Below are 14,608 nucleotides of genomic sequence, written 5' to 3'. Positions count from 1 at the left end.
AAACCAATTCGGAGCGACGAAGCGTCTCAGGCCGATCACATCTGTGTTGGCAGGGCAAAGCCGCCCGAGATGACAAAAGCCAGCAGCGCCATCACCACGGCGCCCATCACCAGCCGCACCAGCCATTTTAGGCTATCCTCAATCGCGGCAAGGCGCTTTTCCACATTGCCGCGATGCACGTCCCCAACCGCGTGGCGCGTCTCCATCTGCGCCAACCGTTGCTCGATCCGCTGCGTCCAGTCCTCTGTCACCGCGCCACTCCGGCGTCCGCGTCCGCACCATGTACCGCTCGCCAGTCCTCCAATGCGGCATTGGGTGATGGCGTCGCATCAGCTTGGCGTTGCGCCTTCGCACCATCAGCCTTTGCCTCGGTCAATGCCTGCACCCGCTGCGCCACGTCCTGCGCCCGCGCTGCGGTTTCAACCGCCGAACGCTGAAACTCCTGTCCCTTAGCCTGATGCCGCGCCCCGAAGTAAAAGCTGATCACCGCCCCCATCAGCCACCACAATGGCTCCGGCACCAGCGCCAATCCCTGCATCCGCGCCGCGAACCATAGCGGATCGCTCAGCGCCGCGCCGAACAGTCCGATCGTACCAAAAGCCAGTACAGGGCGCGGCAGCCGGTTCAGCCCGTCAATCAGCCGGTCAAAGGCACTGCGCTGCGGCTGGCCGAACTCAGCGGCAAATTGCTGGAGCGCGGCAGCCCGCGCCGCCGCATCCCGCTGCGCATCCGCCTCCGCATTGGGGCGGAACACCTCCGCCGCCTCGCGCAGTGCATTCCGTCCGTCCCCGAACAAGAGCGTCATCATCCCGTTCATCAGTCCCATTGTGCCACCCTCCGCGCATGTTCCTCATCGCTCAGCCGGTACTGCGCGGACATGAAGCTTTCGGCCCGCGCGATCCAGCCGCCCTTTCCGCCATCATTGCGGCGCACATATTTGCGGCTCGTCACCCGCGCATCACCAAGCCTGTAGTAAAAGTTCCGCCGCGCAATCGCGTAGGCATCGCACAAATGCTCCGGCGCCAGTTCCGCCGCCTTCCGCGCCGCCGCAGCGGTACGCGGTCCTATCACGCCATCGACTTTAAGTTTGTGCCCCATCTCATTGAGAAGGTTCTGCAAAATGCGTATCGCATTGCCACCTGAATTGACCTGCATATCAAAGACGCTGGCCTGCAACATCTCGGGTAGCACATTGATACGCGGGCGGTCGTAATATTCCTTCAGGAACAGTTCCGCCGCTTCCTTGCGCGTGACCTTGCGCACATCGGCGACGGTGATTTCGCCATCGCCAGTGAGGTCGATGCCCAAGCGCCGCAAGGTCGCAAGGCTCACACCATATTGCGTTGCCCCGCCCGGATCGTCGGGATCGTCCACAAAGCCGCCCTCACGGGCGACAATCGCTTCCGCCATTTCCAAGATACTGCTCATTTGGGTCTCCTGCCTCTTTCCAGCAGGATCACCCCAAGGCCGTTAACGGCTCCTTCCCGAACCGTCCGCGCGCGGCTTAGCTGCCGCCTTCGCCTTCCCAGACACCCTGTTCCTTGAGCACATCGACGACCTCTTTCGGCATGTAGGTTTCGTCGTGTTTCGCTAGGATTTCAACAGCTTCAAAGGTTCCGTTGATGTAGCGACCTTGCCCAACCATGCCCTGACCCTCTTCAAACAGGTCCGGCAGAATGCCTGTATAAGTCACCGGCACCACAGCGCCGCCATCAGTCACGTTGAACGCAATCGTCTCGCCCTCGCCCCGCACCAATGAGCCGACTTCCACAAGCCCGCCAATCCGGAACAACTCGGTTTCCGACGGCGGCTCCGCCAGCACCTCGGTGGGCGACCGGAAAAAGTTGATCCCGTCGCGCATCGCATAGCCGATCAAGCCGGTCGAGATCGCCAGCGCCACAAACGCCAGCACGATCACCTGCACCCGCCGCCGCTTCTTGAGGTTTTTCAGGCCCGCCATTTCGCCTCCGTTACGGGAAAACTGGCGCGAGCATCAGCCCCGCCGTTTCGTCGAGCCCCAGCATCAGGTTGGCGTTTTGCACCGCCTGCCCCGAGGAGCCTTTGTTAAGATTGTCCAGTGTCGAAACCACCAGCGCCCGCCCGCTCACACGGTCGCCCACCACCCCGATATGGCAGTAGTTCGAACCGGTCACATGCCCCATGCCGGGGGCGGAACCAAAGGGCAGTACCACGATGAACGGCTCATCGGCATATTGCGCCTCAAGTGCTGCATGGATCGCCTGCGCATCGCCTTTCACATAGCAACTAGCGAGGATACCACGGTTCACCGGCACCAGATGCGGAGTGAACATGATCTCCACCTTCCGCCCTGCCAAGGCACTGAATTCCTGATCAAATTCGCCCAGATGCCGGTGCTTTCCGCCCTGCGCATAGCCCTGCACATCGGTGGAACGTTCCGCAAAGAGCATGTTTTCCTTCAGGCTCCGCCCCGCGCCGCTGACGCCGTTTTTCAGGTCACAGATGATGTCATCAAGGTCAATCAGCCCGCCTGCAATCAGCGGCCGCAGCGCATATTGCACCGTCGCCGCATTGCAGCCCGTGCCCGCCACCAGCCGCGCATTGCGAATTTCGTCGCGGTAAAACTCGGTCAGGCCATAGGCAGCCTCTTTCTGCAACTCCACCGCCACATGCGGCGCGCCATACCATTTCTCGTATTCCGCCGGATCGCGCAGCCGGAAGTCCGCGCCCAGATCCACCACCTTCACATGCCGCGGCAAATCCCGCACCAGCGCTTGGCTCAACCCATGCGGCAGCGCCGCAAAAGCGAGGTCGATCTCGTCAAAATTGATCTCTTCGATGGTGCAAAGAGTTGGCAGGTCCAGATGCCGCAATTGCGGGTATACGCTCGCCATGCTCTGCCCCGCTTTGCGGTCAGCCGAGAGCGCCGCAATCCGCATCAGCGGATGGGTGGCAATGATCCGGACAAGCTCGGCACCGGTGTAGCCCGATGCCCCAAGGATAGCGACGTTATAGCTCATGAATTCTCAGTCTCCGCTGTCGGAAGGATACTTAGGATGCGCAGGCAATGGCCGCAAGCGGCCCAATGTCTCACCACGCGGCGGTGAATGTCACCTTGCGTCGCAAAAACTGCGTCGCGCGGTCCGATACGCGCCGCGGATCACCTGTGGTCAGATAGCCGCTCTCCGTGCCCGCCCCCAGCATATTGGGGCGCCGCTCCAGATAATCGGCAAGACTTTCGGCCACCAGATTGGCTTGACTAAAGACCTTCACCTCCGGCCCCAGCGCATCTTGAAAGATATCTTCCATCAATGGGTAATGGGTACAGCCCAAAATCGCCGCACCCGGCGTCGGCATCTTGCGCTTCAGCGCGTCCACATGGCTCCGCACCAGCGCTTCGGCAAGGATCATATCCCCTTCCTCAATCGCATCCACAACGCCGCCACAGGCCTGCGCCTCCACATCCACGCCAATCGCGCGGAAGGCCAGCTCCCGCTGGAACGCGCGGCTGGCAACGGTCGCGGGCGTGGCAAACAGCGCCACATGCTTTACAGCCACCTCGCGCGGCGGCGAGTTGTCTCCCCACTGCCGCTCGGTCAACGCCTCGATGAGCGGCACGAAAACCCCCAGCGCCCGCTTGTCCGTCGGCAGCCAACTCTCCTGCATCCGGCGCAACGCAGCGGCGCTGGCGGTGTTACAGGCCAGAATCACCAGATCGCAGCCCGCCTCCCACAACCGCTCGGTGGCCTTGGTGGTCAGCGCGTAAACATCATCCGCATCCCGCACGCCGTAAGGCGCATGAGCATTGTCCCCGAAATAAACAAACGGCACCTCAGGGAGCCGTTTCTGCAACGCATCAAGGACGGTCAGACCACCCAATCCGCTATCAAATACCCCGACCGCCATCGCGTTTCCTATATTTCGCCTCGAACTCATGTCCCAGGCGCCGCGCATCCACTGGAACAGGACTCAAGTCATAGGTCGCTTTGCGGAGGAAATCCATCACCGCTTTTGCATCTTTCGCCATCGGGGCAAGCACTTCCGGCCCGATCGGTTCACCCACCGCAACCCGCACCGGCCCGTTGGTGCGGGCGCGGAATTCGCGGATCAGCATCCCCATCCGCAAAGTATAATGCAGATGGCTCGCCAACTGGAAAAGGCGGCTATTCGCCCCTTCAAAAAAGATCGGCGCCACCGTCGCCCCCGACCGCGCGATCATCTTCGCGGTGAAATTCCGCCAGCTTGGGTCCATCGGCTGCGAGAAAGGCCGCGCTGCCGTCGAAACCGTCCCTCCGGGAAACACCCCAATCGCCCCGCCCGCGCCCAGATAGCGCAGCGCCTCGGCGCGACTCGCCAGATTAGCCCGCGCGGCTTCCTTGCTCTCGTCAAAATTGATCGGCAGGATCACCTTCTGCAAATCCGGCGCACGGCAGAACACGTCATTGGCCAGCACCTTGAAATCGCCTCCGCGCCGCTTTGAGAGAATCCGCCCCATCATCAGCCCATCCAGAATGCCATACGGATGGTTGGCCACGATCACCAGCGGCCCCTCGGCGGGGATCGCCTCCAGCGCACCGTGCGTCACGTCGAGCGTCAGCCCGTAACGCGCGCAAATCACTTCCCAAAAGTCGCGCCCTGCGGCCACGTCCTTGTCATAGCCGTCAGCCCGTCGGATTAAACGCAGTCGCCCCGTGGCATTCTCCATCGCGCGGATCAGCGCGCGCCCCGCGCGGGTCTGGCCGGAATGGGCATAGCTGATATCACGGGCGACCTGCCGCATCCGGCGTCGGTCTTGGGTCACGACCTGTTGCATCTTGCAACCTCCAATCCTTTGTACGGGGATGCCTCTCATCACCGCCCGCAATTATCGTCGTGGCGCTTGTAACAGCGCAGCATGTCACCCAGATGACAAAGAACGCTGCTAAGCCACCGGCGCAGAAGCAATCAAAATACCTGACAGACCCCGTTGAAATCTGCATACTGCGGCAATAATGCGGGTAACTTACTGAATTTGGCGGCGCTTTCGCGCATGGGAGAAGATATGGACTGGGACAAGCTTCGGATATTTCACGCGGTCGCGGACGCGGGCAGCCTGACCCATGCCGGCGACACGCTGCACCTGAGCCAGTCCGCCGTCAGCCGCCAGGTTCGCGCGCTGGAAGAAAGCCTTAACACCACGCTCTTTCACCGCCACGCCCGCGGCCTGATTCTCACCGAACAGGGCGAATTGCTGTTTGATGCCACCCGCTCGATGAACAAGCGCCTCGAAGCCGCCGCCGCCCGCATTCGCGACAGCGAGGAGGAGGTGTTTGGCGAACTGAAAATCACCACCACCACAGGCTTCGGCACGCTCTGGCTCGCCCCGCGTCTGCCCAAGCTTTACGAAAAATACCCCGACCTGAAAATCGACCTCATGCTCGAAGAGCGCGTTCTTGACCTGCCGATGCGCGAGGCCGATGTCGCGATCCGCATGAAGGAGCCGTCGCAGGCCGATCTGATCCGCAAACGCCTGATGAGCGTGCGGATGCGTCTCTACGCCACTGAGAGCTACCTTCAAACCCATCCACCGCTGGAACGGCTGGAGGATCTCTCCAACCATCGCCTCATCTGCCAAAGCCCCAACAGCTTTCAGGTCGCGGCTGGTGCCACACTGGTGCAACACCTCCTCACCTACGATATCCCGAGCCTGCTGACAGTGAACAACTACTTCGGCACGCTTCAGGCGGTGCTCTCCGGTCTGGGCGTCGGCGTCTTGCCCGACTACGTGACCGAGGACTTCGATGGCCTCCAACGCGTCCTCCCCAACGTCGAATCCGGCGAAGTGCCGGTCTACCTGGCCTATCCGGAGGAATTGCGCCAGTCTAAGCGCATCGCCGCCTTCCGTGATTTCGTGCAAGACGAGATCTTCACCCACCGCCGGAAGATCCGCGACGCCTCAGAAAATGACTAAGCGGGACGCTTCCAACAAGAGCCATGCACTTTGCGCATAGCGGGTTTGACCCCACAACACCCTAGTTCCTCTTGATTGGTCACGAAGCGCACCTTATCTGAGCACATGAAGCCGGTGATGCTGAAACGCTCATCATCTTCATACCTCCCTGTTGGACTTGCCGGGCCTCGTGCCCGGCATTTTTTTTGGCAGAACGGCCTCACCGGCTCTGGCCGCACGTTCCGCGCGAAAAAACAGCGCAGAGCGGCGCTTTCGCGCCAGTTTGCGCATTGCTGCTCTTCCCCCGCTTGTCCTGATCGCCTATGAGAGCGCCAATTGGCCCCGCTTTCGGAGAGGATATTATGCAGGATCCCGCCATCACCCCAGAACTCATCGCAGCCCACGGCCTCAAGTCTGATGAGTATGACCGGATTCTCGAGATCATCGGCCGCGAGCCGACCTTCACCGAACTGGGCATCTTCTCCGCCATGTGGAACGAGCACTGCTCCTACAAATCCTCCAAGAAATGGCTCCGCACCCTGCCCACCGAAGGCCCGCAAGTGATCTGCGGCCCCGGCGAGAACGCAGGCATCGTCGATATCGGTGACGGTCAGGCGGTCGTGTTCAAAATGGAGAGCCACAACCACCCCTCCTATATCGAGCCGTATCAGGGCGCAGCCACCGGCGTTGGCGGCATCCTGCGCGACGTGTTCACCATGGGCGCCCGCCCCATTGCCGCGATGAACTCGCTCTCCTTTGGCGAAGTGACACACCCCAAAACCCGCCAGCTCGTGAACGGCGTGGTCGAAGGCATCGGCGGCTACGGCAACTGCTTCGGTGTGCCCACCGTCGGCGGCGAGGTCCGCTTCGATCCCGCCTATAACGGCAACTGCCTCGTAAACGCCTTCGCCGCTGGCCTCGCAGAGACAGACAGCATCTTCTACTCCGCCGCCTCCGGCGTTGGCATGCCGGTGGTTTACCTCGGCGCGAAAACCGGCCGTGACGGCGTCGGCGGCGCGACGATGGCCTCCGCCGAATTTGACGACACAATCGAAGAGAAACGCCCCACCGTTCAGGTCGGCGACCCCTTCACCGAAAAGCGCCTGATGGAAGCGACGCTGGAACTGATGCAAACCGGCGCCGTGATCTCCATTCAGGATATGGGCGCCGCTGGCCTCACCTGCTCCGCGGTCGAGATGGGCGACAAGGGCAACCTCGGCATCCGCCTTAACCTCGATCAGGTACCCCAGCGCGAAGACAACATGACAGCCTATGAGATGATGCTTTCCGAGAGTCAGGAACGCATGCTCATGGTCCTCAAGCCCGAGAAAGAGGCTGAGGCCCGCGCCGTGTTCGAGAAATGGGATCTCGATTTCGCCATCGTCGGTGAAACCATCGCCGAAGACCGCTTCCTGATCATTCTGAATAACACGATCATGGCCGATCTCCCGCTCTCGACGCTGGCTTCCTCCGCCCCCGAATATGACCGCCCGTGGGTCGAAACTCCCGCCGCCGAACCTCTGGCGGATGTTCCGGGCGTTGATCCGATCGACGGTCTGAAGGCGCTCCTCTCCTCGCCCAACTACGCAGCAAAGCAATGGGTCTACGAGCAGTACGACCACATGGTCATGGGCGACACCAACCGCGCACCGGGCCTTGGCGCTGGCATTATCCGCGTGCATGGCACCGAAAAGATGCTGGCGTTTTCCTCCGATGTGACCCCGCGCTACGTCAAGGCCAACCCCGTTGAGGGCGGCAAGCAAGCCGTGGCCGAAGCCTACCGCAACCTCACCGCCGTTGGTGCCAAACCGCTCGCCACCACCGATAACCTGAACTTCGGCAACCCCGAAAAGCCCGAGATCATGGGCCAGTTCGTCGGCGCGATCAAAGGCATCGGCGCGGCCTGCCTCGCGCTCGATACGCCCATCGTGTCCGGCAACGTGTCGCTTTATAACGAAACCGACGGCCAAGGCATCCTGCCCACGCCCACGATCTGCGCTGTTGGCCTTATCTCCCATGCGGACGAGGCAATCACCGGACAGGCCCGCGACGGCCATGTCGCGCTTCTGGTGGGCGAAACCGAAGGCCACTTGGGCCAGTCCGCCCTTCTGGCCGAGGTCTACAACCGCGTCGAAGGCGACGCACCGCATGTCGATCTCGAAGCTGAAAAGCGCAATGGCGATTTCATCCGCGCCAATGCCGCGATGATCCGCGCTTGCACCGACCTCTCCGATGGAGGCCTCGCCTTGGCCGCCTTCGAAATGGCCGAGGCCGCTGGCGTCGGCGTCACGCTGGACGCAGGCGATACACCCACCCTTTTTGGTGAGGATCAGGCCCGCTACCTCATCGCCTGCAATTTTGACTCCGCCGAAATGCTGATGTCCGCCGCTGCACAGGCAGGGGTGACAGTTACGATGGTCGGCAAGTTTGGTGGCGATACTGTCAGCTTCGGCGGCACTTCAGCCCCGCTGGCGGAACTGGCCGCGATTTATCGCTCCAGCTTCGCCGCCGCTGTCGCCTAAATCACAGCGCCTGAGCCTACGGGCTCAGGCCTTCCACTTGATCGAACAGCCCATCGACGGCACCTGATCGTACGGGCCTTGGCTGGTTTCGGCAATCATCCGCATCGCCTCCACCAATTCGCGTGGCATGTCATCCGGTCGCGCCTTCTTGCCGGCAGCATCCAGCCGCCCGCGATATTGCAGCCCCATTTCGGCGTTATACCCAAAGAAATCCGGCGTGCAGACCGCGCCATAGGCCCGCGCGACCTCCTGGCCCTCGTCATGCAGATACGGGAACGGAAAGCCCTTCTCCGCCGCCAACTTCGCCATATTCTCGAAACTGTCCGCCGGATGGGTCGTCGCATCATTGGCACAGATCGCCACCACGCCGAACCCCATCTCCTGCACCGCCCGCGCATCGTCCATCAGCCGGTCCAGAATGCCCAGCACATAGGGGCAGTGATTGCAGATGAACATGACGAGCAGGCCATTCGGCCCCACCACATCCGCGCGGCTCAGCACCCGCCCGTCTGTTGCTGGTAGCGTGAAATCCGGCGCAGGCGCGTCAAAGTCACAAGTCTCCGCAGTGGCCGCCATAGCATCCTCCCCTGTTTGTCACAGGGACTATGCCGCCCGCGTCACCGCCTGTCGAGATGCCTCACACCGCCTTGCGCAGCCGCTCCAGCACATCCACGCCGAGCGTGCTCATCCAGTGCAGAATGTCGATGAAGATCCAGTTCTCAGCCAGCTTATCACCGTCGCGCCGGTAAATATCCACCACGCGAAACTCGCCCTTGCCCTCCATCGCCGGCATCCCCATGAACCCGCCGGTCGAACGCGCGGTGAAATTGGGCCAGCCAAAGAAGCCGCCATAATGCCCCTCAGCGGTGCGGCACAAATGCCCCGTCGATGACCGCTCGGTAAACCCCGCGCGGAACGGGCCGGAATGCTGCTTGGCATAGCGTTCGATCGTGTAGCTCGCGCCAATACCGGCCGGTCCCCACCAGATCATGTCGTCATTCCACGTCCGCGCCAGTTCTTCCTCCAGCGGCAGGCCCAACTGCCATGTGCCCAGATCGCCGATCATCGCATTGATCGCCGCCAGCGTCTTGGCGCCTTCTTCGGCGGGTGCATCGTCATATAGCAGCCCGTCATGGGTCAGCGGCCCCGGCTGCACCAAATGCGCCGCCGTTTGCGGCGGGAACGGGTTAATCCCCGCCTGCATCAGCAGATGCGGAATATCGCAGAACATCGCCGTTTCGACGATCTCGCCACCTTCCACGCGGTTAAACTCCGCATAGCGCAGCATCGCGATCTTGCGCGTCCCGCCAAGGCCCAGCAATGGCTTGTCCCACAACCCCATCAGATGGCCCATCGAGATCACCCAAACGCTCGCCTCGCCGTCGATCTCGTTGCGACCGGCAAAGAAGATATCCTCCCGCCGTTGCATCCGCGTCAGCGCTGTCATCAACGGCGCCCAGAACACCTCCGCCACCGCCGCAGCGCCGGTCTGCTCATAGAACGGGTGCATTCCCCGCCAATGCCAGTCCGCCGCCGTCCGCGCGGCCAATGCCGCGCCTACCGTTTCGGGGGTGGCCTTCGCCATCGCGTCATAATGGGCGCGCACCAGCGCCTTCTCTGCCTGAAATCCGCTCATGTTTGTTAGCCTTGCTTGCGTGATTACCCTTTGACTGCGCCCGCAGTCAGCCCGCTGACGATCTGCCGCTGGAAGAACATGATCAGGAAGAACAGCGGCACCATCGCCGATACCACAGCAGCCACCGCGAACATCACATTGCCCTCAACCTGCGTCGTCCCAAGGAAGCTCGCGATCTTCGGCACCATCGTCTGGTTGTCTTGGCTGAGCAGCATCGCCGTCACTGCAAAGTCGTTATAGGCAAGCAGGAAAGAGAACAGCCCCGTCGTAATCACCCCCGGCCACATCACCGGAATGATCACATGCCAGAAGGCCTGAAACCGCGTGCAGCCATCCACCATCGCACTTTCATCGAGGTCCTTCGGGATGTTGAGGAAGAACGAATGCAGCATCCACAGCGTGAACGGCTGGTTGATCGCCACCAGAACGATGATCGTTGTCGGCAGATGGCCCCAGAGGTTCCATTGAAAGAACGGCAGCAGGTAGCCCGATACCAGCGTGATATGCGGCATCGCGCGGAACACCAGCGCGATCATCAACAGCCAGAACGCATAGCGATAGCCCGAGCGCGCCAGCGCAAACCCGCCTAGCGTGCCTAGCGTCAGCGAAATCACCACCGTGAAGAACACCACAATCGCCGTGTTCAGCACCGCCCGCCAGAACTCCTGCTCGATCCATGCGCCTTCATATCCCGCGCCGGTAAACGCCCCGCCGGTTTCCGCCCGCGTGAACGTACCCCAAAGCGCATTCATCCAGTCCGCCTTGGAGAAGAAGTCGCCCTGCACCTTGAACGAGCCCCAGAGCGTCCACAGGAAGGGGAAAGAGGCGATCACAACCCACAGCAAAACAAAGCCGGTGGTCAGCGCGACAAGCCCGCGTGAGCGTCGTTGAGAAGCAGCAGCCATGATCAAGCCCTCTTGCGGTTAAAGTCGCGCCATGTGCGGATCAGCACCGGCGTCAGCAGCACCGCCACACCGAGGATCGTCAGCACCGAGGTCGCGGCAGCAGAGCCGAACTGCTGATAGTCACCCCGCAAATCATTGTAGATGATGTAGCTCAGCGAGGTCGCATTCGCGGCCGCCGAAAAGCCCACGATCGGCTCGAAAACGCGGAAATTGTCCATCAACTGCATCAGCGTGATAAACACGACCAGCGGCGCCATATAGGGAACGACGACATAGCGCACCCGCTCCCAACGGCTCGCGCCGTCGATCATCGCCGCCTCAAGCGTTTCCTCCGGCACGGTCTGCAAACCGGCATAGAACACGATGAAGCTGAACGGCGCCGAATGCCAGACACCATAGGTGATCAACGTCAGCCATGTCAGCGTCGGAGATGCTTTCAGCGACAGGGTTGGATCATCCATCAAGCTCTGCAAACTCGCGCCGATAATGCCGCGCGAGTCGATCATCCAGAACAGGATCAGCGAACCGATCAGCGGCGTCACAATCATCGGCAGCAGCGAGACGAAAATCGTCGGCCCCTTCAGGCGGCTCGGGATCGAGTTCACCGCCAGCGCGATGAACAGCCCCGCAACCAGCACCAGCGGCGTCACGACGAATGTATATGTCAGGGTGAAGGCCAGCGCCTTGTAGAACGGCAGGTTCATTAACTTGCCAAAGAATGCGCCAAGGCTCTCGCTCTCCGCCCAGGCTTGCCGCACCTCTTCCACCGCCAAATGGCTGCGGTTCATATAGGTGCCCAGCCCGTTGAAGCGGCCAAGCGGCTCGGCTGCGCGTATAGCTGCCGTGGCTTCCGCATCGACCGTGGTTTCCTCTTCGCAGCCGAACGGGCCACAATTTTCGACAGTTTTCACTACCTGTTCGTGCTCGATGTAGAGCGACTGCACGATCACCGATCCGATCGGCAACGCGATAAACAGGATCATCGCCAGCAGGGAGGGGAAAATAAACCAGAGGAATGTGCGATGCGGCATCGCGCGGCTCCCTTCTCAGTTAGAGGGGGCGGAGGGCCACACTGTCGCGCGGCCCTCCAGTTGGGAGGAGCTTACAGGAAGCCCTGCTCTTTTGCAGCAGCCGTGTAGGCCGCTTCGATGTCGGCAAGTGCCTGCTCGGCGCTCTCGTTGCCCTGCAGGAAGTCAGCAAGCTCGTTGCCCAGAACCGTGTGCAGGATGCCCATGTAAGGCAGCATCGGGTACGGCTTCGCGCCTGCATTCGCCGTGGCAATGATGCCCTCGGCAGGCTTACCAGCCTGATATCCGTCGATCAGCCACACAGCCTTGTCATTGTTCGCCTGAACCATCTCGGTGGAAATACCGTTCATCATCGCAATGAAGGACGCTTCCGCATCCTCATCACTGATGTTGGCCGCAATGGTGAATCCGTCCCACCACAGGGTCGAGGCCGGAACATCGCCGCCACCAAAGGTCGGCGCGCCGCTGAGTACGGTCGTGCCGGTCACTTCCGGTGTCGATCCCTCGTCATCGAGGATCGCCCCACCACGAGAGCCCCACATGGTGGACAGCGCCAGTTCCCCGCCTTCCCAAAGCGCCTGCGTGGCGTTCGAGTCGAACGTCAGGAAATCAGGATCGGCATATTCGTTGAGCGCCTTTAGCATGTTCAGCGCAACAACACCGTGCTCGTTGTTGATCGACACAGCCGCAGAACCGGCCTCAAAGAACGGCGCGCCCGTGCCCATATACATGTTCACGAACTCTTCCGCGAGGTTCCAGCCTGCGGCGGTGTTCATCGCATAGGGGTTTTCCATGATGCCCGCATCACGGATCGCCTGAGCCCCAGCCAGAACTTCTTCATAGGTGGTCGGCACATCGACACCCACCTGCTCCAGAATGTCGGCGCGGTAGTAGAGATGCTGCGCGTTCGCCATGAAAGCAACCGCCATGATCTTGCCGTCGATGGTGATCAGCTGGGATTTGTTGAGCTGACCGCCATGTTCCGCGACCAGATCGTCCAGCGGGCGGATCAGGCCGTCATTCATCAGCGGCACGATGGAGCTGTTTGCAACTACCGCCACTGTATACTGCGCCGGATTGGCGGTCAGCGCGGCCACCTGAATGTCGCGGTGATCGGCGGTCTGGTTCTTCGTGACCTCAACACCGTCGCCCGCACAGGCTTCTGCGCCTGCGGCCACGGCATGAAGCGCCGGAAAGTCGTTAGAAAGAATGCGGACAGAGCCGCTTTCAATACCACAGCCTGCCATGGCCGTGGTGCCGCTGAGAATGGCCATAGCCGACCCCAGCACAGTTGATTTCCACATGTTCATCGTGAACCTCCGTGTTTTCCCTGTTCCCGGCAGGCCGGGCTTTGATTGGCGTGTCATCACGCTGCGCAGCATGCGCTGCACCCGAATCGGAATGCTTGCATACGTTTGCAATAATAACCCCGACCAACACCCACCACGCAAGCCCCTAAATTTGCTAAGTTGAAAATAACCTTTCAATTTATACTTGCGAAGCGCTACGAATCGCGCCTACTGTTTTTGCATTCGTATGCAATAGGGTGAGTCGTACTATGGCCGAAATTCAGCTCCGCAATATCTCCAAGCGCTGGGGGTCTTTCGTTGGCGTCGATAATTTCGACCTTACGATCGCCGATGAAGAGTTCCTCGTCCTGCTCGGCCCCTCCGGCTGCGGCAAGACCACGACGATGCGCATGATCGCCGGTCTGGAGGAGGCCACCGAAGGCGATATTCTCGTCGATGGCAAGCGGATCAATGACCTCGATCCTAAAGACCGCGATGTCGCCATGGTGTTCCAGAGCTACGCGCTCTACCCCAATATGAACGTATATGAAAACATCCGCTTCCCTCTCAAGGTCCGCGGCATCGACCCAAAGACCCACGATGAGAAGGTTCGCCGCGCCTCTGCGATGGTGGAGCTTGACGATTTCCTGCACCGCCGTCCCGCCGAGCTTTCCGGCGGCCAGCGCCAGCGCGTCGCCCTCGCCCGCGCCATCGTGCGCGAGCCGAACGTGTTCCTGATGGACGAGCCGCTCTCGAACCTCGACGCCAAGCTCCGCGTCTCCACCCGCGCCCAGATCAAGAACCTCAGCCACGAGCTGAAGGTCACCACGATTTACGTCACCCATGACCAGATCGAGGCGATGACGCTGGCGGATCGTGTCGTGGTGATGAACAAAGGCGTCGTGCAGCAGGTCGGTACCCCGACCGAGATCTACAACAATCCAGCCAATACCTTTGTTGCGGGCTTCATCGGCAATCCGGCGATGAACCTCCTCGAAGGCGAGATCAGCGGCGGCGTATTCACCGGCAAGAACGTCCGCATCGACGGGCTGCCCGATACCCATTCCGGCCCCGTCACCCTCGGCTTCCGCGCCGAAGACGCGAGCATGGCGACCGCCGATACCGGCCAGATCGCCGCGCCGATCTACTCCATCGAGCTTCTGGGCGACGCCACGATGATCACCATGCGCGCCGGCGGCGGGCTTGTCTCCATCAAGACCGACAAAGACTTCCGCGCCGAGATCGGCGACGCTTTCGCCGCCAGCATTCCGGCAGGGATTTGTCACCTCTTCCACCCAGAAAGCGGCGAAAGGCTGTAGC

The 14,608-nt window shown here is 61.2% G+C and carries 15 protein-coding genes; 3 read left to right on the top strand and 12 right to left on the bottom strand.

The window, feature by feature from the left end:
- Positions 1–35 precede the first annotated feature (35 nt).
- The 7 genes from AB1E42_RS07035 to AB1E42_RS07005 form a co-directional block, all read right to left on the bottom strand.
- Positions 36–251: a pseudouridine synthase gene (locus AB1E42_RS07035; RefSeq protein WP_368346275.1), complete on the bottom strand. Its 216-nt coding sequence runs from the start codon at positions 249–251 to the stop codon at positions 36–38.
- Positions 248–826, bottom strand: a complete 579-nt coding sequence (locus AB1E42_RS07030; protein ID WP_368346274.1) for a holin family protein — start codon at positions 824–826, stop codon at positions 248–250. Before AB1E42_RS07030 ends, AB1E42_RS07035 begins: the two co-directional genes overlap by 4 nt.
- A complete protein-coding gene (locus tag AB1E42_RS07025; protein WP_368346273.1) occupies positions 817–1,428 on the bottom strand; it encodes a holin-associated N-acetylmuramidase in 612 nt (203 codons plus the stop codon). The genes AB1E42_RS07030 and AB1E42_RS07025 overlap by 10 nt, the downstream gene beginning before the upstream one ends.
- A 76-nt stretch (positions 1,429–1,504) precedes the next feature.
- A complete protein-coding gene (gene ccmE, locus AB1E42_RS07020) occupies positions 1,505–1,951 on the bottom strand; it encodes a cytochrome c maturation protein CcmE (protein ID WP_368346385.1) in 447 nt (148 codons plus the stop codon).
- Positions 1,952–1,970: 19 nt separating this feature from the next.
- A complete protein-coding gene (gene argC, locus AB1E42_RS07015) occupies positions 1,971–2,999 on the bottom strand; it encodes an N-acetyl-gamma-glutamyl-phosphate reductase (RefSeq protein WP_368346272.1) in 1,029 nt (342 codons plus the stop codon).
- Positions 3,000–3,069: 70 nt separating this feature from the next.
- Entirely contained in the window at positions 3,070–3,885 is an 816-nt protein-coding gene (locus tag AB1E42_RS07010) for a glutamate racemase (protein ID WP_368346271.1), read from the bottom strand.
- Positions 3,866–4,792 (bottom strand): lysophospholipid acyltransferase family protein, encoded by a 927-nt coding sequence (locus AB1E42_RS07005; RefSeq protein WP_368346270.1) that lies wholly within the window; start codon positions 4,790–4,792, stop codon positions 3,866–3,868. Before AB1E42_RS07005 ends, AB1E42_RS07010 begins: the two co-directional genes overlap by 20 nt.
- A 228-nt stretch (positions 4,793–5,020) precedes the next feature.
- Between AB1E42_RS07005 and AB1E42_RS07000 the strand changes: the two genes are divergently transcribed.
- Together AB1E42_RS07000 and purL are read left to right on the top strand one after the other, a co-directional pair.
- On the top strand, positions 5,021–5,929 hold the full coding sequence (locus tag AB1E42_RS07000) for a LysR family transcriptional regulator (protein ID WP_368346269.1): 909 nt from the start codon (positions 5,021–5,023) through the stop codon (positions 5,927–5,929).
- A 341-nt stretch (positions 5,930–6,270) separates the two neighbouring features.
- Positions 6,271–8,430: a phosphoribosylformylglycinamidine synthase subunit PurL gene (gene purL, locus AB1E42_RS06995; RefSeq protein ID WP_368346268.1), complete on the top strand. Its 2,160-nt coding sequence runs from the start codon at positions 6,271–6,273 to the stop codon at positions 8,428–8,430.
- 24 nt (positions 8,431–8,454) lie between these two features.
- On the opposite strand, the gene AB1E42_RS06990 is transcribed toward purL, so the two are convergent.
- The 5 genes from AB1E42_RS06990 to AB1E42_RS06970 all read right to left on the bottom strand — a co-directional run bounded on the left by AB1E42_RS06990 (position 8,455) and on the right by AB1E42_RS06970 (position 13,309).
- Positions 8,455–9,006 carry a thioredoxin family protein gene (locus tag AB1E42_RS06990; RefSeq protein ID WP_368346267.1) on the bottom strand — a complete coding sequence of 184 codons (552 nt, stop codon included), beginning with the start codon at positions 9,004–9,006 and terminating at the stop codon, positions 8,455–8,457.
- 61 nt (positions 9,007–9,067) lie between these two features.
- Entirely contained in the window at positions 9,068–10,066 is a 999-nt protein-coding gene (locus AB1E42_RS06985) for a nuclear transport factor 2 family protein (protein ID WP_368346266.1), read from the bottom strand.
- Positions 10,067–10,089: 23 nt separating this feature from the next.
- Positions 10,090–10,971: a carbohydrate ABC transporter permease gene (locus AB1E42_RS06980; RefSeq protein ID WP_368346265.1), complete on the bottom strand. Its 882-nt coding sequence runs from the start codon at positions 10,969–10,971 to the stop codon at positions 10,090–10,092.
- A 2-nt stretch (positions 10,972–10,973) separates the two neighbouring features.
- Entirely contained in the window at positions 10,974–12,002 is a 1,029-nt protein-coding gene (locus tag AB1E42_RS06975; RefSeq protein WP_368346264.1) for a carbohydrate ABC transporter permease, read from the bottom strand.
- 71 nt (positions 12,003–12,073) lie between these two features.
- Positions 12,074–13,309, bottom strand: a complete 1,236-nt coding sequence (locus AB1E42_RS06970) for an ABC transporter substrate-binding protein (RefSeq protein WP_368346263.1) — start codon at positions 13,307–13,309, stop codon at positions 12,074–12,076.
- A 248-nt stretch (positions 13,310–13,557) separates the two neighbouring features.
- Between AB1E42_RS06970 and AB1E42_RS06965 the strand changes: the two genes are divergently transcribed.
- Positions 13,558–14,607, top strand: a complete 1,050-nt coding sequence (locus AB1E42_RS06965) for an ABC transporter ATP-binding protein (protein WP_368346262.1) — start codon at positions 13,558–13,560, stop codon at positions 14,605–14,607.
- The last annotated feature ends 1 nt before the right edge of the window (position 14,608 follow it).

Origin of the sequence: Pelagovum sp. HNIBRBA483 (assembly GCF_040931995.1) — a bacterium.
In the GTDB taxonomy this organism is placed as follows: Bacteria; Pseudomonadota; Alphaproteobacteria; order Rhodobacterales; family Rhodobacteraceae; genus JAEPMR01.
The sequence above is the reverse complement of the archived record's forward strand: the minus strand, read 5'-3'. Positions and strand labels throughout refer to the sequence as shown.

Coding starts and splice junctions, on each gene's coding strand:
- AB1E42_RS07030 (WP_368346274.1), bottom strand. CDS start 826: ATGGGACTGATGAACGGGATGATGACGCTCTTGTTCGGGGACGGACGG.
- AB1E42_RS07025 (WP_368346273.1), bottom strand. CDS start 1,428: ATGAGCAGTATCTTGGAAATGGCGGAAGCGATTGTCGCCCGTGAGGGC.
- argC (WP_368346272.1), bottom strand. CDS start 2,999: ATGAGCTATAACGTCGCTATCCTTGGGGCATCGGGCTACACCGGTGCC.
- AB1E42_RS07010 (WP_368346271.1), bottom strand. CDS start 3,885: ATGGCGGTCGGGGTATTTGATAGCGGATTGGGTGGTCTGACCGTCCTT.
- AB1E42_RS07005 (WP_368346270.1), bottom strand. CDS start 4,792: ATGCAACAGGTCGTGACCCAAGACCGACGCCGGATGCGGCAGGTCGCC.
- AB1E42_RS07000 (WP_368346269.1), top strand. CDS start 5,021: ATGGACTGGGACAAGCTTCGGATATTTCACGCGGTCGCGGACGCGGGC.
- purL (WP_368346268.1), top strand. CDS start 6,271: ATGCAGGATCCCGCCATCACCCCAGAACTCATCGCAGCCCACGGCCTC.
- AB1E42_RS06990 (WP_368346267.1), bottom strand. CDS start 9,006: ATGGCGGCCACTGCGGAGACTTGTGACTTTGACGCGCCTGCGCCGGAT.
- AB1E42_RS06985 (WP_368346266.1), bottom strand. CDS start 10,066: ATGAGCGGATTTCAGGCAGAGAAGGCGCTGGTGCGCGCCCATTATGAC.
- AB1E42_RS06980 (WP_368346265.1), bottom strand. CDS start 10,971: ATGGCTGCTGCTTCTCAACGACGCTCACGCGGGCTTGTCGCGCTGACC.
- AB1E42_RS06975 (WP_368346264.1), bottom strand. CDS start 12,002: ATGCCGCATCGCACATTCCTCTGGTTTATTTTCCCCTCCCTGCTGGCG.
- AB1E42_RS06970 (WP_368346263.1), bottom strand. CDS start 13,309: ATGAACATGTGGAAATCAACTGTGCTGGGGTCGGCTATGGCCATTCTC.
- AB1E42_RS06965 (WP_368346262.1), top strand. CDS start 13,558: ATGGCCGAAATTCAGCTCCGCAATATCTCCAAGCGCTGGGGGTCTTTC.